Here is a 25,184-nt window from a genome sequence, read left to right as displayed (position 1 = left end):
ATGCATCGCCGATGGTAGTGTGGGGTTTCCCCATGTGAGAGTAGGTCATCGTCAAGATTAAATTCCGAAACCCCTATCTGCGTATGCAGGTAGGGGTTTTGTTTTGTCCGCAGGAAAGTTCGCACAGCAATCCCGGACGGCTCCCGGCTGTCACAGTCTCCCGACAATGCTAAGGTTCGGCCCTAGCTTTTGTATTTTCCCAAGGAAGCCTTTATGCCGGACGCGACGTCCCTCAGTGCTGGTTTTATGGTGGTTCACGGCAATCGCCTGGACGAGTTGCGCAGCCTGGTGGTCAGCTGGATGCGGCGTTACCCGTTGGCTCCCTTGGAAAATGAAATTGCCCTGGTACAGAGCAACGGCATCGCCCAATGGCTGAAGCTGGCACTGGCTGAAGACCCTGAAGACGATGACATGGGCGGCTGCGGAATCGCAGCAGCCATCGACGTGCAGTTACCAGGTAGCTTCATGTGGCAGCTCTATCGCATGGTGCTTGGGCGGGACGAAATCCCGGTCAAATCCCTGCTCGATAAAGCTCCCTTGACCTGGCGTCTGATGCGTCTGCTTCCGCAGTTGATCAACCAACCGCACTTCGAACCCCTGCAGCGCTTCCTTACGAATGACACAGACTTACGTAAACGCTATCAATTGGCGGAGCGACTGGCGGACCTGTTCGACCAATATCAGGTGTACAGGGCCGATTGGCTCGAAGACTGGGCAGAAGGTCGTCATCAACTACGAAATGGCAGAGGTGAAACCAAACCTCTGACCCCGGCTAACTGCTGGCAGGCAGAGTTGTGGCGTGCGCTGTTGCTGGATGTGGGTGAACAAGGCATGGCGCAAAGCCGAGCCGGCGTCCATCAACGGTTTATCGAGCGCATCAACAGCCTCGACGTGGTCCCTAGCGGATTGCCTTCACGGGTAATCGTTTTTGGGATTTCTTCACTGCCTGCTCAAGCGCTGGAAGCACTGGCGGGGCTGGCCCGGTTCAGGCAGGTTCTGCTTTGCGTGCACAACCCGTGTCGTCACCATTGGGCAGACATCGTCGCCGATAAAGATCTGTTGCGGCATCAGTACAAGCGTCAGGCTCGCAAGAGCGGAATGCCGGTTGTGCTCGACCCGCAAAGCCTTCACCAGCATGCCCATCCACTACTGGCGGCGTGGGGCAAGCAGGGGCGGGACTATATCAACCTGCTCGACAGCTACGACGATCCCAACAGCTATCGCTCGGCATTCCGCGATGGCCGTATCGACCTGTTCAGCGATAGCCAGCCACAGAACATGCTCAATCAATTGCAGGACGACATTCTTGAATTGCGTCCCTTGAACGAGACTCGCGAGCGCTGGCCAGCTGTCGATCCGGCAAAGGACGAGTCGATCCGTTTTCACATCGCACATAGTGCCCAGCGCGAAGTGGAGATTCTCCACGACCAGTTGCTTGCACGCTTCAGTGCTGATCCTGAGTTAAGGCCTCGCGATGTGATCGTGATGGTCCCGGACATAGACAGCTACGCACCGCACATTCGTGCGGTATTTGCTCAGCTTGAACGCCAAGACCCGCGTTTCATTCCCTTCACGCTCGCAGATCAAGGCCAGCGTGGTCGTGACCCGTTACTGATTGCTATCGAACATCTGCTCAAACTGCCCGACAGCCGTTTCCCCGTGAGCGAGATCCTCGATCTGCTGGATGTTCCTGCACTACGCGCTCGCTTCGGTGTAGAGGAACGTGATCTGCCAACCCTGCACCGTTGGATCGAGGGCGCAGGCATCCGCTGGGGCATGAATGCCGAGCAGCGTGCGGGTCTCGGTCTACCGGAGGAGCTGGAACAAAACAGTTGGCGTTTCGGCCTGCGACGGATGCTGCTCGGTTATGCCGGGGGCAGTGCCAGTGCTTGTGAGGGTATCGAGCCCTACGACGAGATCGGTGGTCTGGATGCCGCGCTCATTGGGCCTTTGGTCGCACTGCTCGACGCTTTGGAGATTGCCCACCAAGAGCTCTCTCAACCCGCCGCTCCCAAACAATGGGGCTTTCGCTTGCACGCACTGGTTCAGTTGTTTTTCCTGGCCAGTAACGAGCATGACGACTACGTGTTGGCCCAGCTCGAAGAGCTGCGTGAAACCTGGCTTGAGACGTGCGAGTCAGTTGGCTTGCATGATGAACTGCCGTTGACCGTGGTCCGTGAAGCCTGGCTCGCCGGCCTTGATCAGGGTCGCTTGTCCCAGCGTTTTCTGGCCGGTGCGGTTAACTTCTGCACCTTGATGCCCATGCGAGCGATCCCGTTCAAACTGGTCTGCCTGCTGGGCATGAATGACGGGGACTACCCGCGTGCACAGCCGCCACTGGACTTCGACCTCATGGGCAGTGATTACCGCCCTGGTGATCGTTCCCGACGTGAAGATGACCGCTATCTGCTGTTGGAAGCCCTGTTGTCGGCACGTGACCAACTCTATATCAGCTGGGTCGGTCGCAGCATTCGCGATAACAGTGAACGCCCTGCGTCGGTACTGATTGGCCAATTGCGAGATCATCTGGCCAGCGGTTGGCGACTGCATGATGTCGACGAAGATCTGCTTGAGGCCATCACTCAGGAACATCCACTGCAACCCTTCAGCGCCCGCTACTTTCATGAAGGCGATGATTTGTTCAGCTACGCGAATGAATGGCAGGTACTGCATCAAACCAGTGAGCCGTCGACTGATATCGAGGTCCTTGATCCCTACATTCAGGAAGAGCCGCTGAGTCTCGGTCAACTGCAGGACTTTCTGCGTAATCCTGTGCGACATTTCTTCAGTCAGCGTCTGAAAGTGTACTTCGAAGCGGCTGAAGTGCCCTTGGCTGATGAAGAGCCATTTGTACTCGACGCGTTGCAACGTTACAGCCTCAGCGACAGCTTGCTCGAAGCGGCGCTGGGACATCTGGATAGCACTGACCAGGTACTGGAAGCACAGGCAAAACGTCTGCAAAACAGTGGGCTCCTGCCCATGGCCGGATTCGGCGAATGCCTTCAGCGAGAGTTGATCGAACCGTTGCCGGATCTGTTGCAGCGTTACCAACAGCTTTTGGCGTTATGGCCAACGCCGCTCACCAACGCTCTGCCAGTGAATCTGGAGTTGCAGGGTCTGCGCCTGGAAGGTTGGCTCAGCGGCCTGCATCAACGTGCGGACGGTGGTTTGCTATCGGTCACTACAATCCCCAACAGTATCGGTTCAATCAAGTCGCGCAAATGGCATCGGCTGACACGACCATGGGTCAATCATCTGGTTGCCTGCGCCAGTGGTATGGCGATGACCACCGCGTTGGTGGCCAGCGACGACAGTCTGCTACTCGGTCCGATGGCGGAGGATGCAGCGTTGCGGATACTGGGTGACTTGTTAATGGCTTGGCAAACTGGCATGCGTCAACCGCTGCCGATTGCAGTGAAGACCGGCTTCGCTTGGCTTGGTCAAACTGACCCGGTCAAAGCCCAGGCCGCAGCCCGCAAGGCCTATGAAGGCGATGGCCTGACCACCGACGGCGAGCGTCGCGAAAGCCCGGCACTCGCCCGGCAGTTCGCCGACTTCGACTCGCTTACCGCAGACGAAACGTTCCCGGATTGGTGCAACGCGTTGTACCGGCCGCTGCTTGAAGCGCCTTGGCGTTCATTGAGCAGCGAGGAGGCGCGCGCATGACCACAAAACCTCTGGCCTTGGCATTTCCCCTGCGCGGCAGCCAACTGATCGAAGCGAGCGCCGGGACCGGTAAGACCTTCACCATTTCCGCGCTGTATCTGCGCCTGGTCCTTGGCCACGGCGCAGAGTCGAGCGGCTTCGGACGTGAACTGTTGCCGCCGCAAATCCTCGTTGTGACGTTCACCGATGCCGCGACCAAAGAATTGCGCGAACGTATCCGCACGCGTCTTGCTGAAGCTGCGCGGTTTTTCCGTGATGAAACACCGGCGCCCGATAGCCTTATCGCGGAGCTTCGCGCGGAGTACCTTCCCGAGCAGTGGTCCGGGTGCGCGAACCGCCTGGACATCGCCGCACAGTGGATGGACGAGGCGGCAGTTTCGACAATCCACAGTTGGTGCCAGCGCATGTTGCGCGAGCATGCGTTCGACAGTGGCAGCCTGTTTACACAATCCCTGGAAACCGATCACAGCGATTTGCTGGGCGAAGTCCTGCGTGATTACTGGCGCCTGTTTTGCTACCCGATGCAAGGCGATGCGCTGAACTGGGTGCGTGGGAATTGGGGCGGTCCGGCGGCATTGCTGCCGCGAGTGCGTGGTTTGTTCGCCAGTGAGCGAGACAGTGTCGAAGGTAAAGAGCCTGCCGAGCTGATCACGGAGTGTCTGCAAGAGCGACGGGCAGCCTTGCTCGAGCTCAAGATGCCTTGGGGCCAGTGGGCGGACGAACTGCTTGCCATTTGTCACCAGGGTGTTGCGAGCAAGAGCGTCGACGGTCGCAAGATGCAGGCGCGCTATTTCGAACCCTGGTTCGGAAAGATCAGGGCCTGGGCTGAAGACGAATCCCTTGAGCAACTGGATATCGGCACCGGCTTCACGCGCCTGACGCCCGAGGGTATGGCCGAAGCCTGGAAGGGTGAAGTACCCAGTCATCCCGGGCTGGACGCCATGCCCGGCCTCAAGGCCAATCTCGATGGATTGCCGACACCTGATGCCGCCGTGCTGCAACACGCCGCCCAGTGGGTCGGTACACGGTTCGAGGAAGAGAAGCGTCGCCGTGCGGAGATGGGCTTCGATGACATGCTGCTGCGCCTCGATGCAGCGTTGCAGTCCGACGGCGGTGAGCGGCTGGCGACCCTGATTCGCGAGCAGTTTCCGGTGGCGTTGATCGACGAGTTCCAGGACACCGACCCAGTGCAGTACCGGATCTTCGAGAGCATCTATCGCATCGAAGACAACAATCCCGAATGCGGTCTGTTTCTAATCGGCGACCCCAAGCAAGCGATCTACGCGTTCCGCGGTGCTGACATCTACACCTATCTGCGCGCCCGCCAGGCCACCGCTGGCCGGCTGCATACCCTGGGTACGAATTTCCGTTCCAGCCATGGCATGGTCCGTGCGGTGAACCATGTGTTTGAGCGTGCCGAGTCTCGAGAGCTGGGACGCGGCGCGTTCCTGTTTCGTGAAAAGAACGGTGAGAACCCGGTACCGTTCCTGCCCGTCGAATCCCAAGGGCGTAAAGAAGTTCTGCACATTGATGGCCAGGTCGTGCCCGCCCTGAACATCTGGCACCTGTCCGCCGATCAGCCGCTGTCCGGCGCGGTGTACCGACAACAACTCGCTGCCGCCTGCGCCAGTGAAATCACCGCATTGCTCAATGGCGGTCAAGAAGGTCGGGCGGGTTTCATACAGGACGGCAAGGACTTCAGAGGGCTGCTGCCAGCGGATGTCGCGATCCTGGTCCGCGACGGTAAAGAGGCCCAGGCTGTGCGCGGCGAACTCTCCGCACGTGGCGTTCGCAGCGTCTATCTGTCGGACAAGGACTCGGTGTTCGCCGCCCAGGAAGCCCACGATCTACTGACCTGGCTCAAGGCCTGCGCTGAGCCGGATGTCGAGCGCCCGCTGCGAGCCGCGTTGGCCTGCATCACGCTGAACCTGTCACTGGCTGAACTGGAACGGCTCAATCAGGACGAACTGGCCTGGGAAGCGCGGGTCATGCAGTTCCGCCATTATCGCGAGCTCTGGCGCAAGCAGGGCGTGTTGCCAATGCTGCGGCGATTGCTGCATGACTTCCAGCTGCCTCAGACATTGATCATGCGCAGTGACGGCGAGCGGGTGCTGACCAATTTGCTGCACTTGTCCGAATTGCTGCAACAGGCGGCCGCCGAACTCGATGGTGAGCAAGCGCTGATCCGTCATTTGTCCGAGCATCTGGCGTTGTCCGGTCAGGCCGGCGAAGAGCAGATCCTGCGTCTGGAGAGCGACGAGCAACTGGTCAAAGTCGTGACCATTCACAAGTCCAAGGGGCTTGAGTATCCCTTGGTGTTCCTGCCATTCATTTGCTCGGCGAAACCGGTGGATGGCAGCCGTCTGCCGTTGCATTACCACGACGCCACGGGCAAGGCCCAAGTGACCTTGAGGCCGACGGCCGAGTTGATTGTTCAGGCGGATGATGAGCGTCTTGCCGAGGATCTGCGTTTGCTTTACGTGGCCCTGACCCGGGCGCAACACGCCTGCTGGCTTGGAGTGACCGATCTCAAGCGCGGCAATAACAACAGCTCGGTGCTGCATCTTTCAGCATTGGGTTATCTGCTGGGAGGCGGTGCGCCACTGGCCGAGTCGGCAGGCTTGAAGTGTTGGCTGGAAGACCTGCAGCAGGACTGTCCTGCGCTGAGCTACAGTGAAATGCCTGAAGCGATTGTCGAACACTACCATCCGCCACACAACGATGCGACGTTGCTTGCTCCGCTGATACCCAAACGCAAGGCCAGCGAAAACTGGTGGATTGCCTCCTACAGCGCCTTGCGCATTGGCGACAGCATGAGCGTAGGCACTGATGAAGCGCCGGAGAGCCCGCAAGCGCAAAAGCTCTTCGACGACGAACGCCTCGATCCGCAAGCACCACGAGAAGTGGTGGCCGGCGGCGCGGATATCCATCGATTCCCTCGTGGCCCGAACCCCGGCACCTTTCTCCATGGCTTGCTTGAATGGGCCGGTGATGAAGGTTTTGTCGCCACGCCGCAAGCGGTGGAAGACGCCATTGCCCGTCGTTGCAATCGTCGTGGCTGGGAGGGCTGGATAACCGCCCTGAGCGACTGGCTGCAGCACCTGCTTACGTCCCCGCTGCATATCGGCGGCGGGCAAGCCCCCGTGGTATTCGAGCGGCTCACCCAATACCGGGTCGAGATGGAATTCTGGTTCGCCAGTCATAAGGTCGATGTGCTCAAGCTCGATGAACTGGTGCGCCAATACACCCACAACGGCGTGGCCCGGGTGGCTGCCGAGCCGGTGTTGCTCAATGGTATGTTCAAAGGCTTCATCGACCTGACGTTCGAGCACGACGGCCGCTATTACGTCGCGGACTACAAATCCAACTGGCTGGGCGTCGATGACGCGGCCTACACCGAGCAGGCTATGGAGCAGTCGATTCTCGACAACCGTTACGACCTGCAATACGTGCTGTACCTGTTGGCCCTGCATCGCCAGCTCAAGGCGCGACTTGCCGATTACGATTACGACCGGCATGTCGGCGGTGCGCTGTATCTGTTCCTGCGTGGTACGCGCGCGTCCAGCCAAGGCGTGTATTTCGCCCGTCCTCCAAGAGCGTTGATCGAGCGTCTGGACCGGCTGTTCCAGGGCAAGCCAGAACCCAAGGCTGAACCCGCCTGGGAACAGGGAGTTTTGCTATGAGTCGCACCTTCGCTGATTTGCTGCCAACTTCGTTGACCGCCGAAAGCCTGGCGGATCTGGCGCCGTTGAGTCGCGCCGATGACTTGCTGCTGTTGCTGACGCGCTGGGTTGAACGCGGCTGGCTGCGAGCGCTGGACAAAGCCTTTGTCGCCTTTCTTCATGAGCTCGCTCCCAGCGATGATCCGTTGGTACTGCTGGCTGCCGCGTTGGCCAGCCATCAACTGGGCCACGGTCATGTGTGCCTGGATGTGTTCGAGACACTCAAGGAACCGGACTTCGCCCTGTCGCTGCCACCGGAAGGCGATCTGCAAAGTGGCGCGATGTTGTTGCCGTCGCAATTGCTTGAGGCGCTGGACGGTGCCCATTGGTGCAAGGTCCTGGCCTCCAGCAGTCTGGTCGCTTTGGCGGTCGACGGCCGAGAGGCGGCGCAACATCGGCCATTGGTGTTATCGGGAAAACGCCTGTACTTGCGTCGCTACTGGGCTTACGAACGGCGTATCGACACCTCGCTGCGCCAACGCCTGGTGGAACACGAAACCACACCGGATGATTTGTCCCAGCGCCTCACCCGTTTGTTCGGCCAAGCCAAGCCCGGCGAAGTGATTGACTGGCAGAAACTCGCCTGTGCCCTCGCCACCCGCAGCGCATTCAGCATCGTTACCGGTGGCCCGGGGACCGGCAAGACGACGACGGTCGTGCGTTTGCTGGCGTTGCTCCAGGCACCGGCAGTGGAGGTGGGCAAGCCGTTGCGCATTCGTCTCGCGGCACCCACCGGCAAGGCTGCAGCCCGACTGACGGAGTCCATCAGTCAGCAGGTCAGAACCCTGGAAGTCGATGAAACCGTACGAGTGAAGATCCCGTCAGACGTCACCACCGTGCACCGTCTGCTCGGCAGTCGCCCCGGTACTCGACACTTCCGTCACCACGCCGGCAATCGCTTGCCGCTGGATGTATTGGTGGTGGACGAAGCCTCGATGATCGATCTGGAAATGATGGCCAACTTGCTCGATGCGTTGCCGGCCCATGCCCGTCTGGTGCTGCTCGGTGACAAGGATCAACTGGCATCGGTGGAGGCCGGCGCCGTTCTGGGTGACCTGTGCCGCGACGCCGAGGCTGGATGGTACAGCCCACAGACTCGACTGTGGCTGGAAGCTGTCAGTGGTGAAAGCCTGGATGCCAGTGGTTTGCAGGAAGACACCCAAGGCACTCATCCGCTGGCCCAGCAAGTTGTGATGCTGCGTCATTCACGCCGGTTCGGCGAGGGCAGCGGCATCGGCCAACTGGCTCGTTGGGTCAACCAGCAGCAACCCGAGGAAGCCCGCAAGTTGTTGGCAGCACGGAGTCATGACGACGTGTTTTCCCTGTCCCTCAAGGGGGAGCAGGACCGGGCGCTGGAACGCTTGCTGCTTGAGGGGCATGGCGATGGACCGCAGGGCTATCGGCATTACCTGAGTCTCTTGCGCAGCCTGCGACCACCACTCGACAGTACGCTTGATGATCCCTGCTGGACCGATTGGGCTCGGCAGGTACTGCAAGCCTTCGACGCCTTCCAGTTGTTGTGCGCCGTACGCAAAGGGCCGTGGGGCGTGGAGGGGTTGAATCAACGCGTGACCGCCGCGCTGCTCAAGGCTCGGCTGATCGACAGCGACCAGCAGTGGTACGAAGGTCGGCCGGTGCTGATGACCCGCAACGACTATGGTCTGGGTTTGATGAACGGCGACATCGGCATTGCCCTCAAGCTACCGGAACGTGAGGGGCCAGAGGTTGGGAAGCAGGTGCTGCGTGTGGCGTTCCCGCGCAATGATGGTCAGGGCGGCGTACGTTTTGTTCTGCCGAGCCGGCTCAATGATGTTGAAACCGTGTACGCCATGACGGTGCACAAATCCCAGGGCTCGGAATTTGCTCATACGGCGTTGATTTTGCCGGATGCCCTGAACCCTGTACTCACCAAGGAATTGATCTATACCGGAATTACCCGGGCCAAAAACTGGTTCACCCTGATCGAGCCTCGTTCCGGCGTATTCGAAGAGGCAGTGCGACGCAAGGTCAAACGCTTGAGCGGGTTGATGCTGGAATTGGATGAGGGTGTTGAATCAAGTGATTGAAAGGGACGGCACAGACGACGGAAACTGTCCGAAGTGCCGTAGGACGCGGCCTCGCTGGCGTTTGAACGCTGTGCTATCGTTGCGGCATCATTTCGCAACGATCGAAGAGAATCCCTGCATGAAGGTCGCTGTCTGGACGACACAGCGCGTTATTGGTTGCAAACACGTGCTGCTCGCCGGCCTTCTCTGTTTGTTCACCAGCGTCGTTTTCGCTCAGTCGGAAATGCCTGTGAGCATAGCCGACCAGCGCGCAAAATCCGTCACGCAGGTTGTACTCGGAATACTCAGTTATGCCCGTTGGCCTGTTGAGCCAGCACAACTGCGCTTGTGCATAGTGGGCCCCACCGAATACACCGACGATCTGGTCAAAGGCACGATCCAGGCCACCGGTCGGCCCGTTACGGTGCGACGTCTTTTGGCCGACAACCCATCGATTGCCGGTGAGTGCGATGCGGTGTACATCGGCAAACTGACCAGTGATGAACGCAGCCAGCTCTTCGCCTCGCTGACGGGGCGTCCGGTGCTGAGCATCAGTGAAGGCGACGACCCATGCACCGTCGGCAGTCTGTTTTGCCTGCGGGTCAGCGATGAGCAAGTGTCCTTTGAAGTCAATCTGGATTCCGTCGCCCGAAGCGGCGTGCGTATTCACCCCAGTGTGCTGCAACTGTCCCGACGCAAGCCGGCGGCGCCATGAGTCTATTCAAATCGGGTAGTCGTCCAACCTTGCGCTCGGTCCTCGGACGCGGACATTTGATCGTCGCGCTCGTCGCCGTGGCCATGGCCAGTGTTTCGCTCACTCTGCTCGGCGTTCTTGCGTTGCGGGTTTATGCCGACCACAACCTGCACCTGATTGCGCGCTCGATCAATTACACCGTCGAGGCGGCGGTGGTGTTCAACGACAAGTCTGCCGCTACCGAAGCGTTGGCGTTGATTGCTGCTACCGAAGAAGTGGCCGATGCCCAAGTGCTGGACGAGCAAGGAACGTTGCTGGCTCGCTGGGAGCGGCCGGAAACGGGTTTGTTCTCTGATCTCGAAATACAGATTGCCAAGGCCTTTCTCGAAAAACCGATCAGCATGCCAATCGTCCATCAAGGTCAGGAAATCGGCAGCATCCAGCTCACCGGTCACGGGGGCAGCCTGTTGCGCTTTCTACTCAGCGGTCTGGTCGGCATCGTCTTGTGTACCGCCGTCAGTGCCTGGGTGGCGCTCTATCTGGCTCGCCGACAACTTCGCGCAATCACCGGCCCGTTGCGCAGCCTGGCGTTCGTGGCTCACGCCGCACGCAGCGAGCGAGCCTTCGATCAGCGTGTGCCACCCGCCGCCATCGCCGAACTCGACAACCTGGGTAATGACTTCAATGCCTTGCTCGATGAACTCGAGTCCTGGCAGACCCACCTGCAAAGCGAAAACGAAACCCTCGCACACCAAGCCAGCCATGACAGCCTCACCGGGTTGCCAAATCGGGCGTTTTTCGAAGGCCGGCTGATTCGAGCGCTGCGTAACGCCAACAAGCTCAACGAGCAAGTGGCGGTGCTGTTTCTCGACAGTGACCGGTTCAAGGAAATCAATGATGGCTTCGGTCATGCCGCTGGCGATGCGGTGCTGGTGGCCGTGGCCAATCGGGTTCGTGCACAGTTGCGTGAAGATGATCTTGTGGCGCGTTTGGGTGGTGACGAATTTGCTGTCCTGCTGACGCCGCTGCATAAGATCGAGGACGCCGAGTGGATTGCCGACAAAATCATCGCCAGCATGGAAGTACCGATCCCGTTGCCTGGCAATACCCAGGTGTTGACTTCACTCAGCATCGGCATCGCCGTGTACCCCGATCATGGGGCCACACCGGGCGCTTTGCTTAACGCCGCCGATGCGGCCATGTACCAAGCCAAGCGCCTTTCCCGAGGCGCACAGCACACGGCAGGGGCCGAGCACCCTGTCACCGATGTTCAAACCAGGAGCTGATTTTTGTGTTCTCACTGACCCGGCGTTCCCTGCGATTTTTTACGTTCACCTTATTAATGGCCTTGCTGGCATTGACCGGTTGCCAGACGGCGCCGCAAAAAGGCCTGACTCCGGCACAGATCGCAGTGCTTAAGCAGCAAGGTTTCGAATTGACCGATGAGGGCTGGGCGTTTGGCCTGTCCGGCAAAGTGCTGTTTGGCAGTGACGACGACAGCCTCAACCCTGCCAGCACCGAAATCGTCGAGCGTATCGGCAAGGCGTTGCTGGGTGTCGGAATCGAGCGAGTGCGGGTCGATGGTCACACCGATGTCTCGGGCAAAGAGTCTTACAACGAACTGCTCTCTCTGCGCCGCGCAAAAAGCGTCGGCAAGGTGCTGACCACTGTTGGCATGAAAGAACAAAACATCCAGCTGCGCGGTCTCGGCAGCAGTGAACCGGTTGCCTCCAACGACACACCGGCCGGCCGTACCGAGAACCGTCGGGTGTCGATCGTGGTGAGCGCCGACTAATCGGCGAACAGGGTCTCCCGACTTTCGCCCATCAACAGACCCTGATTCTGCTCAGTGACCGCGCGGATGTAATCCCACAACAGGGTGATCCGCTTGAGCTTGCGCAGGTCCTCGCGGCAGTACATCCAGAACTGTCGTGTGATGTTGATCTCTTCTGGTAACACCGGCAGTAACCGCGGATCCTGGGCCGCCAGAAAGCACGGCAGAATCGCCAGCGACCGACCTTGCTGCGCGGCCACGAATTGCGCAATCACACTGGTGCTGCGCAGATTGGCACTGGCGCCGGGCAACACATTTGCCAGGTACAACAGCTCCGAACTGAACGCCAGATCGTCGACGTAACTAATGAATGAATGTTTACCCAGGTCTGCCGGGCGGCGGATCGGTGGGTGCTTGTCCAGATAATCCTGCGTCGCGTAGAGCTGCAAACGGTAGTCGCAGAGTTTGCAGCAGACGTACGGACCATGCTCCGGGCGCTCCAGGGCGATAACGATGTCCGCCTCGCGCTTGGACAGGCTGATGAAGTGCGGCAGTGGCAGGATGTCCACCGAGATCGCCGGGTAGGCGTCGACGAAATGGCTTAGCTGCGGGGTGATGAAAAAGCTGCCGAAGCCTTCGGTGCAGCCCATGCGCACATGCCCGGACAACGCAACGCCAGAGCCCGAAACCTGCTCGCAGGCCATGTGCAGCGTGCTTTCAATCGACTCGGCGTAACCCAGCAACCGCTGGCCCTCGGCGGTCAGGACAAAACCGCTGGTCCGGGATTTTTCGAACAGCAAAGTGCCCAACGCCGCTTCCAGCGAGCTGATGCGCCGCGACACAGTGGTGTAGTCGACCGCCAGGCGCTTCGCCGCGGTGCTGGCCTTGCGGGTGCGGGCGACTTCAAGGAAAAACTTGAGGTCATCCCAGTTCAACGAGCCTAGAGACGTGATGTTTTTTTGCATGATGGACCGGCTTTTATGTGCGTTCTTATTAGAAGTTTGCACATCTATACTCCAAAAACAGTCCGACAACCAATTCGCAACACGCGCCTCATCTCAAGGCGACTTTCTCGCCTTGGCTCCCCAGATAGCTCTCTAAATAAGAACAACGTCCCGGAGACCCAACATGAACGCATCGCTCACGCCAAACGAAACCACTGTCCAAACGGTAAAGCTGTTGATCGACGGCGAGTGGGTCGAGTCCCAGACCACCGAGTGGCACGACATCGTCAACCCGGCAACCCAGCAAGTGCTGGCCAAGGTTCCGTTCGCTACCGCACAGGAAGTCGACGCCGCGATCAGCGCCGCCCATCGCGCCTTCCAGACCTGGAAGCTGACGCCCATCGGCGCGCGGATGCGCATCATGCTCAAGCTCCAGGCGTTGATTCGCGAACACTCCAAACGCATCGCCGTGGTACTCAGCAACGAGCAAGGCAAAACCATCGCCGATGCTGAAGGCGATATCTTCCGCGGCCTGGAAGTCGTCGAACACGCCTGCTCCATCGGCAGCCTGCAAATGGGCGAGTTCGCCGAGAACGTTGCTGGCGGCGTCGATACCTACACCCTGCGTCAACCAATCGGCGTTTGCGCCGGCATCACGCCGTTCAACTTCCCGGCCATGATTCCGCTGTGGATGTTCCCGATGGCCATCGCCTGCGGCAACACCTTCGTGCTCAAGCCGTCCGAACAGGACCCGATGTCGACCATGCTGCTGGTGGAACTGGCGATCGAGGCCGGTGTTCCGGCGGGCGTGCTCAACGTCGTTCATGGCGGTAAAGACGTGGTAGATGCGCTCTGCACCCACAAGGACATCAAGGCTGTTTCCTTCGTCGGTTCGACCGCCGTTGGCACTCACGTCTACGACCTGGCCGGTAAACACGGCAAACGCGTGCAATCGATGATGGGCGCGAAGAACCACGCCGTTGTTCTGCCGGATGCCAACCGCGAACAAGCGCTCAATGCGCTGGTGGGTGCCGGTTTCGGTGCGGCCGGGCAACGCTGCATGGCCACGTCCGTGGTGGTGCTGGTGGGCGCGGCCAAGCAATGGCTGCCTGACCTGAAAGCGCTGGCGCAGAAACTCACAGTGAATGCCGGCAGCGAGCCGGGCACTGACGTCGGTCCGGTGATTTCCAAGAAGGCCAAGGCGCGGATTCTGGATCTGATCGAGAGCGGCATCAAGGAAGGCGCCAAGCTGGAACTGGACGGTCGCGATATCACAGTTCCAGGCTTCGAGAAGGGCAACTTTGTCGGCCCGACCCTGTTCTCCGGCGTAACCCCCGAGATGCAGATCTACACCCAGGAAATTTTCGGTCCGGTGCTGGTGGTGCTGGAAGTCGATACCCTCGATGAGGCCATTGCACTGGTCAACGCTAACCCGTTCGGCAACGGTACTGGCCTGTTCACCCAAAGCGGTGCGGCGGCGCGTAAATTCCAGACGGAAATCGACGTCGGCCAGGTCGGCATCAACATCCCGATTCCGGTGCCGGTCCCGTTCTTCAGCTTCACCGGTTCGCGCGGGTCCAAGCTCGGCGACCTCGGTCCGTATGGCAAGCAAGTGGTGCAGTTCTACACTCAGACCAAGACTGTCACCAGTCGCTGGTTCGATGACAACAGCGTCAACGACGGTGTGAACACCACCATCCACTTGCGTTAAGGAGCCGGACATGAAAATCGCTTTTATCGGTCTCGGCAACATGGGCGCGCCGATGGCGCGCAACCTGATCAAGGCCGGCCATTCGCTACGGCTGGTCGACCTGAACAAAACCGTTCTGGCCGAGCTGGAGCAACTGGGCGGCAGCATCAGCGCTTCGGCACGAGAAGCCGCTCAAGGCGCGGAGCTTGTGATCACCATGCTGCCCGCCGCGGTGCATGTGCGCAGTGTGTGGCTGGGTGAAGACGGCGTGCTGGCGGGGATCGGCAAGGGTGTGCCGGCCGTTGATTGCAGCACCATCGATCCGCAGACGGCGCGTGATGTTGCCGCGGCGGCGGCCAAGCAAGGCGTGGCCATGGCGGATGCACCGGTCTCTGGTGGTACTGGCGGTGCTGCGGCCGGGACACTGACCTTTATGGTCGGCGCCACGCCTGAACTGTTCGCCACCCTGCAACCGGTATTGGCGCAGATGGGCCGCAACATCGTCCATTGCGGTGAAGTCGGCACCGGGCAAATCGCCAAAATCTGCAACAACCTGCTGCTGGCGATCTCCATGGTCGGTGTCAGCGAAGCCATGGCGCTGGGCGATGCGCTCGGCATCGACACGACGGTGTTGGCGGGAATCATCAACAGTTCCACCGGCCGTTGCTGGAGTTCGGAGATGTACAACCCGTGGCCGGGTATCGTCGAAACGGCGCCGGCTTCGCGCGGCTATATCGGTGGTTTCGGTGCCGAACTGATGCTCAAGGATCTGGGGCTGGCCACGGAAGCTGCACGTCAGGCGCACCAACCGGTGGTGCTCGGCGCGGTAGCCCAGCAGTTGTATCAGGCGATGAGCCAGCGTGGGGAAGGTGGCAAGGACTTCTCGGCAATCATCAACAGCTATCGCAAACCCTAATAAAACCTGTGGGAGCGAGCTTGCTCGCGATGGGGGCGGCACAGTCAACACTGGTTGTGGATGATCCACCGCCATCGCGAGCAAGCTCGCTCCCACAAGTACGGCATGTTCCTATCGACATTTACCGGGAAATCACGTCGGGTGATCTCCCGGTTTTTTTGCATCAGGCAAACACGAAATATTTGCGCACGGTTTCAACCACTTCCCACGTGCCTTTCATGCCCGGCTCAATGACGAAAATATCACCGGCGCGCAGATGGATCGGCTCCTTTCCCTCTGGGGTGATGATGCAGTACCCCTCGCGGAAATCGCAGTATTCCCACTTCACGTATTCCACATACCACTTGCCCGGCGTGCAGATCCAGGTGCCCATGATTTTGCTGCCGTCTTCGCTGGTGTAGGCGTTGAGGTTGACGGTGTGCGGGTCGCCTTCGAGTTTTTCCCATTTGCAGGCGTCGAGCACCGGCAGTGGGTGGGTGTCGCGAAGAACGGTAATAGGTGCGGTCATGTGGACTCCGGGGCAGTGGACTAGAGAACGGAAGTCGCACCCTATAGCGCCCGTCCACCGGTCAGTTGTCTGTGCTCGACATTGAGCTGTCCAGAAACGCGCATTGCCCTCAAAGACTGTTCAGCGGGCAATCGAATCGGCTCTGTTCGAGGCTGGCTTCGAACTCGACCAATTGCGAATGCTGCTGCGACAGCGCAGCGATCCGTTCGCTGATTTCCTGCTTCTTGGCGGCGATGACCTGATGGGCCAGTTCCCACGGCATTTGCGGCCCTTGATGACCGGCGAAGATCGACTGCAATTCCTTGAGCCTGAAACCCAGCTGCTGCGCGCACTTGATGAAGATCAGCAGGTCAACGCTTTGCTGGTCGTAGACGCGGTATTTGCCCAACCGTTGAGCGGCAGGCAGCAGGCCGATCGATTCGTAATGGCGGATGCTCTTGATCGTGGTGCCGGAGCGTTGCGCGGCTTGGCCGATGTACATGGAAAGTCCCTTTTCGCCGTGGTAGCCCGGTGCATTATCGGCAGACTCAGCGACTGGCGATAGCCTGGGCCTGCAGCAACCAGGTTTCACGCTGATCAGCGCTGGAACCGAGAATCGGGCCGAACGTGAGCGTGCGTTGTGGCTCGATGCCGCAGAACGCGAGCGTGGTTTTGCGTACCTGATGCAGTCCAGGCATGCGATAGATCCAGTTGTAATACCAGGGTGGCGTGTCCATGGTCACCAGCAAATGGGCGCTGCGGCCGTGCAGGAGTTTGTCGGGAAAGGCTTTGCCTTCGCGGTATTTGAAAGCGAAACCCGGCAGGAACACCCGATCGAAAAAGCCCTTGAGCAACGCCGGAACTCCGCCCCACCAGATCGGATAAACCAGCGTCAGGTGCTCGGCCCACACAATGTCCGCCTGGGCACGGCACAAGTCGGCTTCCAGCGGCTGGACCTGTTGATAGCCTTCACGCAGCACCGGGTCAAAGTCCATTGCGCCCAGAAACAACTGGCGCACCTCATGCCCGGCACGCACCGCCGACTGGGCGTAACGTTCGGCGAGTGCGCCGCAGAAACTGTTGCTCGCCGGATGACCGAGAATCACCAGAATTCGTTTGCCCATCGTATCTGTCCTTGAAGATGAAAACTCAAGGGTAAAGTCTGCCCCTCAGGGGAGAGTCAAGGCGTGCAGCAAGGCCTTGGCATAACCGGGCAATGCGGTGAAATCCCGAGCGCAGAGCAACAGTTTGCGCATGGCCCAAGGTTCTTGCAGGGCGAGGCTCTTGAAGGATTGTTCGCCGCGCCAGCGCTCAACTGCCGCGAGGGGGACGATCGCCAGCCCGGCCCCCCGGGCGACCATGCGCATCACGCCATCGAAACCGTCTGCGCGGATTCGGATCTGCAGGCGTGAGCCGGTGTGCAGCGCCTGTTCTTCCAGGTACACCGCCAAGGCGCTGTTGGCGTTCAGGCCAACGTAGTCGTGGTGCAAGGTGTCGCTGAAGCTTACGACACCTGCATGTGCCAAGGGGTGATCGCGGGGCATTATCAGCACCAGCGGATCGTCGCGAAACGGGCGGGTCTGCAGTTCATCGGTGTCCACGGCGTCCGAGACGATGCCCAGGTCTGCCGCACCTTGGCGCAAGGCGTGGGTGATGCGTGCACTGGGCAGTTCTTGTAGATCGATGTCGAGGTTGGGGTGGTCGCGAAGAAAGTCCGCGAGCAACTCCGGCAGGTACTCGGTAATCGCCGTGGTATTGCACAACAGTCGCACTTGACCTTTTACGCCGTTGGCGTATTCGGCCAGATCCTGCTGCATGCGTTCAGCCTGTTGCAGCAGGACGCGGGCATGTTGCGCCAGGGCTTTGCCGGCCGGGGTCGGGCTGACACCGCGGCGACCTCGCTCCAGGAATTCGATCCCCAACGAAGCCTCCATGGCGCGGATGCGCGCACTCGCCGCCGCCAGGGACAGATGACTGCGAGCCGCGCCGGCGGTGATGTTGCCGCTGTCGAGGATGTTCAGATAGAGGCGCAGGTCAGTCAGGTCGAAGTGCATCGCAACAAGCCCAGAATATTTGTTGTCTGAAAGGGCGCTTTCGCGAGCCTGCTCGCGAAAGGCGTCAGTAAAAACGACGAAGCCTTAAGCCTCTTGTTAAACAAGAGGCTGTCTCAGTATATGGCAGATTTCCAAGGAGCCGATCCAGGCCCACGATAGCGCCATGGATACTCTCGCCGCGTTCTATCAAAACATCGGTCTGGCCCTTTCCTTGATGGTCATCGCGACCTTTCTGCTGGCCGGCATGATCAAGGGCGTCATCGGCCTCGGCTTGCCGACCATCGCCATGGGCTTGCTCGGTCTGGCTATGGCTCCGTCACAGGCTGCCGCGCTGCTGATCATCCCCGCGACGCTCACCAATGTCTGGCAACTGGCATTCGGCGGGTATCTGCGGGGGTTGATCAAACGCCTGTGGCCGATGTTGCTGGCGATCTTCATCGGCACCGGAGCCGGCACGTTGTGGATCGGCATGGTCGGTGGTCATTGGGTCGTGCGGGGATTGGGTGCGGCGCTGTTGCTCTATGCGTTGAGCGGGTTGTTTCTGCCGACCTTGCGTGTCGGCAGTCACACCGAGCGTTGGCTCGGTCCGCTTTGCGGCCTGTTGACGGGCGTCATCACCTCGGCCACCGGCGTCTTCGTGATTCCGGCCGTGCCTTATCTGCAAGCCTTGGGCTTGAGCAAGGATGAACTGGTGCAGGCGCTGGGCCTGTCATTCACCGTCTCGACCCTGGCTTTGGCCGCCGGCCTGTTATGGCGCGGCGCACTGGGCGGTGGCGAGTTAAGTGCGTCGTTGCTGGCGCTGATCCCGGCAGTGCTCGGCATGTTGCTGGGGCAATGGCTGCGCCAGCGGATCAGCGCCGTGCTGTTCAAGCGTGTGTTCTTCATCGGCCTGGGCGTGCTCGGCGGCCACTTGCTGATCAGCGGGTAGCGGACGACGGGCTGAGCATGTCGATGGCGCGGATATCGAAATCCCGTTCCAGGTACTCATCGCGCTGCTCGAGGAACTGCTTCATGTGCGGCAGGTTCGAGTGCACGTCGAGGTGAGCCTGAGACTGCCAAATCTCGTAGAAGATAAACAGCGTCGGGCGGGATCGGTCGCGCGCTATGAGCAGCATTTGACCGAGGTGTTCAGCCTGCCAGCGTAAGGTTCCTTTTGCCCCGCATCCAGCTACTATCAAGCCAGTTTTGAATGAGGGGCATCCGTGAAAGCCAGATCCGATGAGTTGCAGATTTTCGTCTGCGTGATTGAATGCGGGTCGATTTCCGCTGCGGCCGAACAGGTCGGGCAAACGCCTTCGGCAGTCAGCCGCACGCTGTCGCGGCTGGAGGCGAAACTCGATACCACGCTGATCAACCGCACCACGCGGCGCATGGACTTGACCGAAGAGGGCAAGTACTTCTTCGAGCACGCCAAGCTGATTCTCGATCAAATGGACGAGCTCGAAGAACGGCTGACCTCACGCCAACAAACCCCATCCGGGCGTCTGCGGATCAACGCCGCATCGCCGTTCATGCTGCACGCCATCGTGCCCTACATCGATGAGTTCCGCCGGCTCTATCCGGACATCCAGCTGGAACTCAACAGCAACGATCTGATCATCGATTTGCTGGAGCAAAGCACCGACATCGCCATCCGCATTGGCACGCTCGCCGACTCGACCTTGCACGCTCGATCGCTGGGATGCAGTCCGCTGCACATCGTCGCCAGCCCGGCCTATCTTGAAAAACACGGTGTGCCGGCCGAAGTGGCGGATTTGTCCGGGCATACGCTGCTGGGCTTTACCCAGAACGAAGGCCTCAACCAATGGCCGTTGCGCTACGTGCATGGTGATCGCTGGCCGATTCAGGCTTCAATCAGCGCGTCCAGCGGTGAGACGATCAGGCACTTAACGCTGGAAGGTCAGGGCATTGCCTGCCTGTCGCATTTCATGACGATTGATGACATCCGCGCCGGTCGTTTGCAGGTGCTGCTGGCGGATTTCAACAGCGGCTATCGCCAGCCGATCAATGCGGTGTACTACCGTAACTCGCAACTTGCGCTAAGGATTCAATGCTTCCTGGACTTCATCCAGGGCAAATTGGCGGCTTACGCGAACGCGGATTTCAAGGGCTGATTCGTGACCCCTGCGCAAGAGTGAATTGGGCAACGCTGTCTGTTTCCACAAGCATCGGTCCTCGATACTGGCTGCATCACTTATTAACGCAGGGAGTTTCTCCATGAACGTATTCATTACCGGCGCCGCGGGTTTCATCGGCGGCTCCATCGCCACGGGTCTGGTCCGCGCCGGCCACAACGTCACCGGTCTGGTGCGCAGCACCGAACAAGCTAATGAATTGCGCGAACTGGGCATCACCCCGGTAATCGGCACGCTTGACGACAGCGCATTGCTGGCCGAGCAGGCCCGTGCTGCCGATGCCGTGATCAACGCCGCCAGCAGCGACCATCGCGGTGCGGTGGACGCGTTGCTCGATGCACTTCGCGGTTCCAACAAAGTGTTCCTGCACACCAGCGGCTCGAGCATTGTTGGCGATGCGTCGGGCGGCAAATCCAGCGACGTTATCTATTACGAAGACAACCTGCCGGCACCTACCGTCGACAAGGCTGCTCGCGTGGCCATCGACAACCTGATCCTCGCCGCAGCAAAGGACGGAGTGAACTCGGCAGTCATCTGCAACACTTTGATCTACGGCCACAGCCTGGGCGTCAAACGTGACAGCGTGCAATTGCCGCGCTTGCTGAAACAGGCGCGTAAAAGTGGTGTGCTCCGGCATGTCGGTACCGGCCAGAACATCTGGTCCAACGTACACATCGAAGACGTGGTTTCCCTGTACCTGCTGGCGCTGACCAAAAACGTACCGGGCACCTTCTACTTCGTCGAAAGCGGTGAAGCGTCGTTCATCGACATGACCACTGCGATTGCCCAAGCGCTGAATCTGGGTGAGCCAAAAGACTGGCCGCTCAAAGCGGCCGAAGCCGAGTGGGGTTATGAAATGGCCAACTATGGCCTGGGCTCCAACAGCCGGGTTCGCGGTAAAAAGGCGCGGGAGTTGCTGGGCTGGGCGCCGAAGCGGACATCGGTGATTGAATGGATTCGTGACGAGATGGTTTGAGTTCACTCTAGACCGCGTCGCTGCCTTCGCGAGCAAGCCCGCTCCCACATTTGATCTCTAGCCGACACAGATTGTGTACGACGAAGATCCACTGTGGGAGCGAGCTTGCTCGCGATTGCGTTTCTGGCGACCCAATAACTGGCCGGGTCGCCCTCAATTCCGTAACATCCGCCCCCTCTTTTCCCGCCTGTATTCTAGGTCAGCCATGAAACCCAAACGTCTGCGCGCCGATACCCTGGCCGGACTCACCACGTCTTTCGCCCTGCTACCCGAATGCATCGCCTTCGCGCTGGTTGCTCACCTCAATCCATTGATGGGGCTTTACGGCGCCTTCATCATTTGCACCCTGACCGCGCTTTTTGGTGGGCGGCCGGGCATGGTGTCCGGCGCCGCTGGATCGATGGCCGTGGTGATCGTCGCTTTGGTGGTGCAGCACGGTGTGCAGTACTTGCTGGCCACCGTGTTGCTGGGTGGGTTGATCATGCTCGCGTTCGGGTTGCTGAAGCTTGGCAAGCTGGTGCGCATGGTGCCGCACCCGGTGATGCTCGGCTTCGTCAACGGCCTGGCGATCATCATTGCTCTGGCGCAGCTGGAACACTTCAAGAGCGGTGACGTCTGGCTCAGCGGCACGCCGCTGTACTTGATGGCAGGGCTGGTTGCCGTGACGATGGCCATCGTTTACTTGCTGCCGCGTCTGACGCGCGCCGTGCCGCCGGCGCTGGTGGCGATTCTGGGCGTTGGTCTGGCGGTTTATCTGCTCGGTCTGCCGACTCGCACCTTGGGCGACATGGCGCACATCGCCGGCGGCTTGCCGACCTTTGCGCTGCCAGACATCCCCTGGAGCCTGGAAACCCTGCGCATCATCGCCCCTTACGCGATATTGATGGCGTTGGTCGGTCTGCTGGAGACCCTGCTGACCCTGAACCTCACCGACGAGATCACCGAGAGCCGTGGCTACCCGGATCGCGAGTGTGTGGCGCTGGGGGCGGCCAACATGGTCTCCGGTGTGTTTGGCGGCATGGGCGGCTGCGCCATGATCGGCCAGACGGTGATCAACCTCAGTTCCGGTGGTCGCGGTCGGCTGTCCAGTGTGGTGGCCGGGGTGATGATTCTGCTGTTCATCCTCTTCCTCTCGCCGCTGATCGAGCGCATCCCGCTCGCTGCATTGGTCGGGGTGATGTTCGTGGTGTCGCAGCAGACCTTCGCCTGGGCCTCGCTTCGGGTGTTGAACAAAGTGCCGCTGAACGATGTGTTGGTGATCATCGCGGTAACGGTCATTACGGTGTTCACCGATCTGGCCACTGCGGTGCTCTGCGGGATTATCATTGCGGCGCTCAACTTTGCCTGGCAGCAGGCCCGCGAGCTCTATGCTGACGCTCATATCGAAGCCGACGGCAGTAAGCTCTATCACCTGCATGGCACGCTGTTCTTCGCATCGACTGCGCCTTTTCTCAACCAATTTGATCCTGCCAATGACCCGTCCGTGGTGACGATTGACTGTCGCCACTTGAGCTTCGTCGACTACTCGGCCATCGCCGCGCTCAAGACCTTACGCGAGCGCTACGCCAAGGCCGGCAAGCACCTGCGCGTGCTGCACTTGTCCGAACGCTGCAAGAAGCTGCTCAAGCGCGCCCGCGTGAATCACGACTGAGAGTGACAACTGATCGTTCCCCCGCATGGGAACGATCATGTAAATAACTCCCCTTGATTTTCATAACCGGCGACCGCCCATACCTCAGCGCGACAACCCTTATCCCTCCACGAAAATTACTTTCACCTCGTTTGAAAATCACACCTCGAAATGTTTTATGAGTTTCACAGCCCATTCGACGTGACCCTTTCGAGGAGTACCGCATGACACCGTCCTTCGGCTATTGGCTGCTGGTTTACGCCGCCATTGCCATCATCGCGCTGATCGTTCTGATCGCCCGTTACCGACTCAATCCGTTCATTGTCATCACCCTGGTGTCCATCGGCCTGGCGCTGCTGGCGGGGATGCCACCGTCGGGTGTGGTGGGGGCGTACGAAGCGGGCGTCGGCAAGACGCTGGGCCATATCGCGCTGGTGGTCGCACTGGGCACGATGCTCGGCAAAATGATGGCTGAGTCCGGCGGTGCCGAGCAGATGGCGCGAACGTTGATCGACCGCTTCGGTGAGAAAAATGCGCACTGGGCGATGGTCTGCATCGCTTTCCTTGTAGGACTGCCGCTGTTCTTCGAGGTCGGTTTTGTACTGCTGGTGCCGATTGCTTTCACCGTGGCGCGGCGCGTGGGCGTGTCGATCCTGATGGTCGGTTTGCCGATGGTGGCCGGGCTCTCGGTGTTCCACGCGCTGGTGCCGCCGCACCCGGCGGCGATGCTGGCGGTGCAGGCCTATCAGGCCTCGGTGGGGCAGACCTTGCTCTATGCGATTCTGATCGGGATTCCGACCGCGATCATCGCCGGTCCGCTGTACGCCAAGTTCATCGTGCCGCGCATTCAACTACCGGACGATAATCCGCTGGAGCGTCAGTTCCTTGAGCGTGAACCGCGCGACAGCCTGCCGGGTTTCGGCATCACCATGGCGACCATTCTGCTGCCGGTGGTGCTGATGCTGGTCGGTGGTTGGGCCAATCTGATTTCCACGCCGGGCAGCGGCTTCAATCAGTTTCTGTTGTTCATCGGCAATTCGGTGATCGCCTTGCTGCTGGCGACCTTGCTGAGCTTCTGGACGCTTGGCCTGGCCCAAGGCTTCAACCGCGAATCGATCCTCAAATTCACCAACGAATGCCTGGCACCGACCGCCAGCATCACCTTGCTGGTGGGCGCGGGCGGTGGCTTGAACCGGATTCTGGTGGACGCTGGCGTCACCGACCAGATTGTCAGTCTGGCCCAGGTATTCCACCTGTCGCCGCTGTTGATGGGCTGGCTGTTTGCTGCATTGATGCGCATCGCCACCGGTTCTGCCACGGTGGCCATGACCACCGCGTCGGGCATCGTCGCGCCGGTGGCCATTGGTCTGGGTTATCCCCATCCAGAGCTGTTGGTGCTGGCGACAGGCGCGGGGTCGGTTATCTTTTCCCACGTCAATGACGGCGGCTTCTGGTTGATCAAGGAATACTTCAACATGACCGTCGCCCAGACCTTCAAGACCTGGACGGTGCTCGAGACCATTATCTCGGTCGTCGCCTTCGGCCTGACCTTGGGACTTTCTTATCTGCTTTAGCCGGAGCCGCCTGCCATGGACATCCTCTACCAGATCCGCGCCCGTCAGGATTCCTTCAGCGCCGGCGAAGGACGCATCGCTCGGCTGATGCTCGACGACGTGGGATTTGCCTCCGCCGCCAGCCTCGATGAACTGGCGCTGAGAGCGGAAGTCAGCACCGCCACGCTCTCGCGTTTTGCTCGCACCGTCGGCTGCCGCGATTTGCGCGATCTGCGGCTGCAACTGGCCCAGGCCAGCGGCGTCGGCAGTCGTTTCCTCGACCCGGCGGGCACACCCGAGCAGTCGGCGTTCTATGGGCAAATTGTTGGCGATATCGAGTCGACCTTGCGCCAGCATCTGTCTGCGTTCGACGAGTCGCGTTTCGCCGACGCGGTGAAGCTGCTGGGCAAGGCGCGGATGATTCACGCCTTCGGCATGGGTGGTTGCTCGACCTTGTGCAGCGATGAACTGCAAGTGCGGCTGGTGCGATTCGGCTATCCGATTGCGGTGTGCCACGACCCGGTGATGATGCGCGTCACCGCCGCGAGCCTAGATGCCGAACGCGCAGTCATTGCCTGTTCGCTGACAGGCATCACGCCCGAACTGCTCGAGGCCGTCGAGCTGGCGCGCAGTTACGGCGCACGAATCCTCGCCATCACCCGCGCCGACTCGCCGCTGGCGCAATTGGCTGATGTGCTGCTGCCGCTGCAAGGTGTCGAAACCTCGTTCATCTACAAACCCACGGCGGCACGCTACGGCATGCTGCTGGCCATCGACGTGCTTGCCACCGAGCTGGCACTGGCCAATCCTGAAGACAATCAAGAGCGTCTGCGGCGGATCAAACTCGCTCTGGACGATTACCGCGGCGGCGACGATCACTTGCCGCTGGGAGACTGAC

At 60.1% G+C, this 25,184-nt stretch carries 19 protein-coding genes and 1 pseudogene; 14 read left to right on the top strand and 6 right to left on the bottom strand.

What is annotated here, in order from left to right:
- Positions 1-213: 213 nt before the first annotated feature.
- The 6 genes from recC to yfiB all read left to right on the top strand — a co-directional run bounded on the left by recC (position 214) and on the right by yfiB (position 11,922).
- Positions 214-3,666 carry an exodeoxyribonuclease V subunit gamma gene (gene recC / locus WLY71_RS02745; protein ID WP_347802406.1) on the top strand — a complete coding sequence of 1,151 codons (3,453 nt, stop codon included), beginning with the start codon at positions 214-216 and terminating at the stop codon, positions 3,664-3,666.
- Complete coding sequence (recB, locus tag WLY71_RS02740; protein ID WP_347802405.1) at positions 3,663-7,349, top strand: exodeoxyribonuclease V subunit beta; 3,687 nt, start codon at positions 3,663-3,665, stop codon at positions 7,347-7,349. The genes recC and recB overlap by 4 nt, the downstream gene beginning before the upstream one ends.
- On the top strand, positions 7,346-9,454 hold the full coding sequence (gene recD, locus WLY71_RS02735; RefSeq protein ID WP_347802404.1) for an exodeoxyribonuclease V subunit alpha: 2,109 nt from the start codon (positions 7,346-7,348) through the stop codon (positions 9,452-9,454). Before recB ends, recD begins: the two co-directional genes overlap by 4 nt.
- A gap of 118 nt (positions 9,455-9,572) precedes the next feature.
- Positions 9,573-10,148 (top strand): regulatory sequestration protein YfiR, encoded by a 576-nt coding sequence (gene yfiR / locus WLY71_RS02730; RefSeq protein ID WP_347802403.1) that lies wholly within the window; start codon positions 9,573-9,575, stop codon positions 10,146-10,148.
- Entirely contained in the window at positions 10,145-11,413 is a 1,269-nt protein-coding gene (gene dgcN / locus WLY71_RS02725) for a diguanylate cyclase DgcN/YfiN (RefSeq protein WP_347802402.1), read from the top strand. The genes yfiR and dgcN overlap by 4 nt, the downstream gene beginning before the upstream one ends.
- Before the next feature lie 5 nt (positions 11,414-11,418).
- Positions 11,419-11,922: an outer membrane lipoprotein YfiB gene (yfiB, locus tag WLY71_RS02720; protein WP_347802401.1), complete on the top strand. Its 504-nt coding sequence runs from the start codon at positions 11,419-11,421 to the stop codon at positions 11,920-11,922.
- On the opposite strand, the gene WLY71_RS02715 is transcribed toward yfiB, so the two are convergent.
- A complete protein-coding gene (locus tag WLY71_RS02715) occupies positions 11,919-12,866 on the bottom strand; it encodes a LysR family transcriptional regulator (RefSeq protein WP_282374820.1) in 948 nt (315 codons plus the stop codon). The two genes, yfiB and WLY71_RS02715, sit on opposite strands and share 4 nt — an antisense overlap.
- 163 nt (positions 12,867-13,029) lie before the next feature.
- Between WLY71_RS02715 and WLY71_RS02710 the strand changes: the two genes are divergently transcribed.
- Entirely contained in the window at positions 13,030-14,556 is a 1,527-nt protein-coding gene (locus WLY71_RS02710; protein ID WP_347802400.1) for a CoA-acylating methylmalonate-semialdehyde dehydrogenase, read from the top strand.
- A 10-nt stretch (positions 14,557-14,566) separates the two neighbouring features.
- Positions 14,567-15,451 carry a 3-hydroxyisobutyrate dehydrogenase gene (gene mmsB / locus WLY71_RS02705; RefSeq protein ID WP_347802399.1) on the top strand — a complete coding sequence of 295 codons (885 nt, stop codon included), beginning with the start codon at positions 14,567-14,569 and terminating at the stop codon, positions 15,449-15,451.
- A gap of 163 nt (positions 15,452-15,614) precedes the next feature.
- Here the strand turns inward: mmsB and WLY71_RS02700 are convergent, their stop codons facing one another.
- The 4 genes from WLY71_RS02700 to WLY71_RS02685 all read right to left on the bottom strand — a co-directional run bounded on the left by WLY71_RS02700 (position 15,615) and on the right by WLY71_RS02685 (position 17,992).
- Positions 15,615-15,959 carry a cupin domain-containing protein gene (locus WLY71_RS02700; protein WP_007946320.1) on the bottom strand — a complete coding sequence of 115 codons (345 nt, stop codon included), beginning with the start codon at positions 15,957-15,959 and terminating at the stop codon, positions 15,615-15,617.
- Between the two features lie 109 nt (positions 15,960-16,068).
- On the bottom strand, positions 16,069-16,440 hold the full coding sequence (locus tag WLY71_RS02695) for a MerR family transcriptional regulator (protein WP_150658680.1): 372 nt from the start codon (positions 16,438-16,440) through the stop codon (positions 16,069-16,071).
- 46 nt (positions 16,441-16,486) lie between these two features.
- A complete protein-coding gene (locus WLY71_RS02690) occupies positions 16,487-17,062 on the bottom strand; it encodes an NAD(P)H-dependent oxidoreductase (protein WP_347802398.1) in 576 nt (191 codons plus the stop codon).
- A gap of 45 nt (positions 17,063-17,107) precedes the next feature.
- On the bottom strand, positions 17,108-17,992 hold the full coding sequence (locus WLY71_RS02685) for a LysR substrate-binding domain-containing protein (protein WP_347802397.1): 885 nt from the start codon (positions 17,990-17,992) through the stop codon (positions 17,108-17,110).
- Positions 17,993-18,155: 163 nt separating this feature from the next.
- Here WLY71_RS02685 and WLY71_RS02680 point away from each other — a divergent pair, with 163 nt between their 5' ends.
- The gene (locus tag WLY71_RS02680; RefSeq protein WP_347802396.1) at positions 18,156-18,920 is read left to right on the top strand and encodes a sulfite exporter TauE/SafE family protein; all 765 of its coding nucleotides are present in this window, start codon (positions 18,156-18,158) and stop codon (positions 18,918-18,920) included.
- On the opposite strand, the pseudogene WLY71_RS02675 reads toward WLY71_RS02680, so the two are convergent.
- A pseudogene (locus WLY71_RS02675) lies at positions 18,910-19,092 on the bottom strand (putative quinol monooxygenase); the annotation flags it as partial. The gene WLY71_RS02680 and the pseudogene WLY71_RS02675 overlap by 11 nt on opposite strands.
- Before the next feature lie 102 nt (positions 19,093-19,194).
- Here WLY71_RS02675 and WLY71_RS02670 point away from each other — a divergent pair.
- The 5 genes from WLY71_RS02670 to WLY71_RS02650 all read left to right on the top strand — a co-directional run bounded on the left by WLY71_RS02670 (position 19,195) and on the right by WLY71_RS02650 (position 25,183).
- A complete protein-coding gene (locus tag WLY71_RS02670) occupies positions 19,195-20,106 on the top strand; it encodes a LysR family transcriptional regulator (RefSeq protein ID WP_134422098.1) in 912 nt (303 codons plus the stop codon).
- A gap of 103 nt (positions 20,107-20,209) precedes the next feature.
- Positions 20,210-21,103 carry an NAD-dependent epimerase/dehydratase family protein gene (locus tag WLY71_RS02665; RefSeq protein WP_347802395.1) on the top strand — a complete coding sequence of 298 codons (894 nt, stop codon included), beginning with the start codon at positions 20,210-20,212 and terminating at the stop codon, positions 21,101-21,103.
- 205 nt (positions 21,104-21,308) lie between these two features.
- Positions 21,309-22,754, top strand: a complete 1,446-nt coding sequence (locus WLY71_RS02660) for a SulP family inorganic anion transporter (protein WP_347802394.1) — start codon at positions 21,309-21,311, stop codon at positions 22,752-22,754.
- Positions 22,755-22,957: 203 nt separating this feature from the next.
- The gene (locus WLY71_RS02655; protein WP_347802393.1) at positions 22,958-24,307 is read left to right on the top strand and encodes a GntP family permease; all 1,350 of its coding nucleotides are present in this window, start codon (positions 22,958-22,960) and stop codon (positions 24,305-24,307) included.
- A 15-nt stretch (positions 24,308-24,322) separates the two neighbouring features.
- Positions 24,323-25,183, top strand: a complete 861-nt coding sequence (locus tag WLY71_RS02650) for a MurR/RpiR family transcriptional regulator (RefSeq protein WP_008149080.1) — start codon at positions 24,323-24,325, stop codon at positions 25,181-25,183.
- Position 25,184: the final 1 nt, after the last annotated feature.

The sequence above is a fragment of the Pseudomonas rossensis genome (assembly GCF_039888995.1).
GTDB classification, from domain to species: domain Bacteria; phylum Pseudomonadota; class Gammaproteobacteria; order Pseudomonadales; family Pseudomonadaceae; genus Aquipseudomonas; species Aquipseudomonas rossensis.
This window is presented reverse-complemented; position numbering and strand designations above follow the sequence as displayed.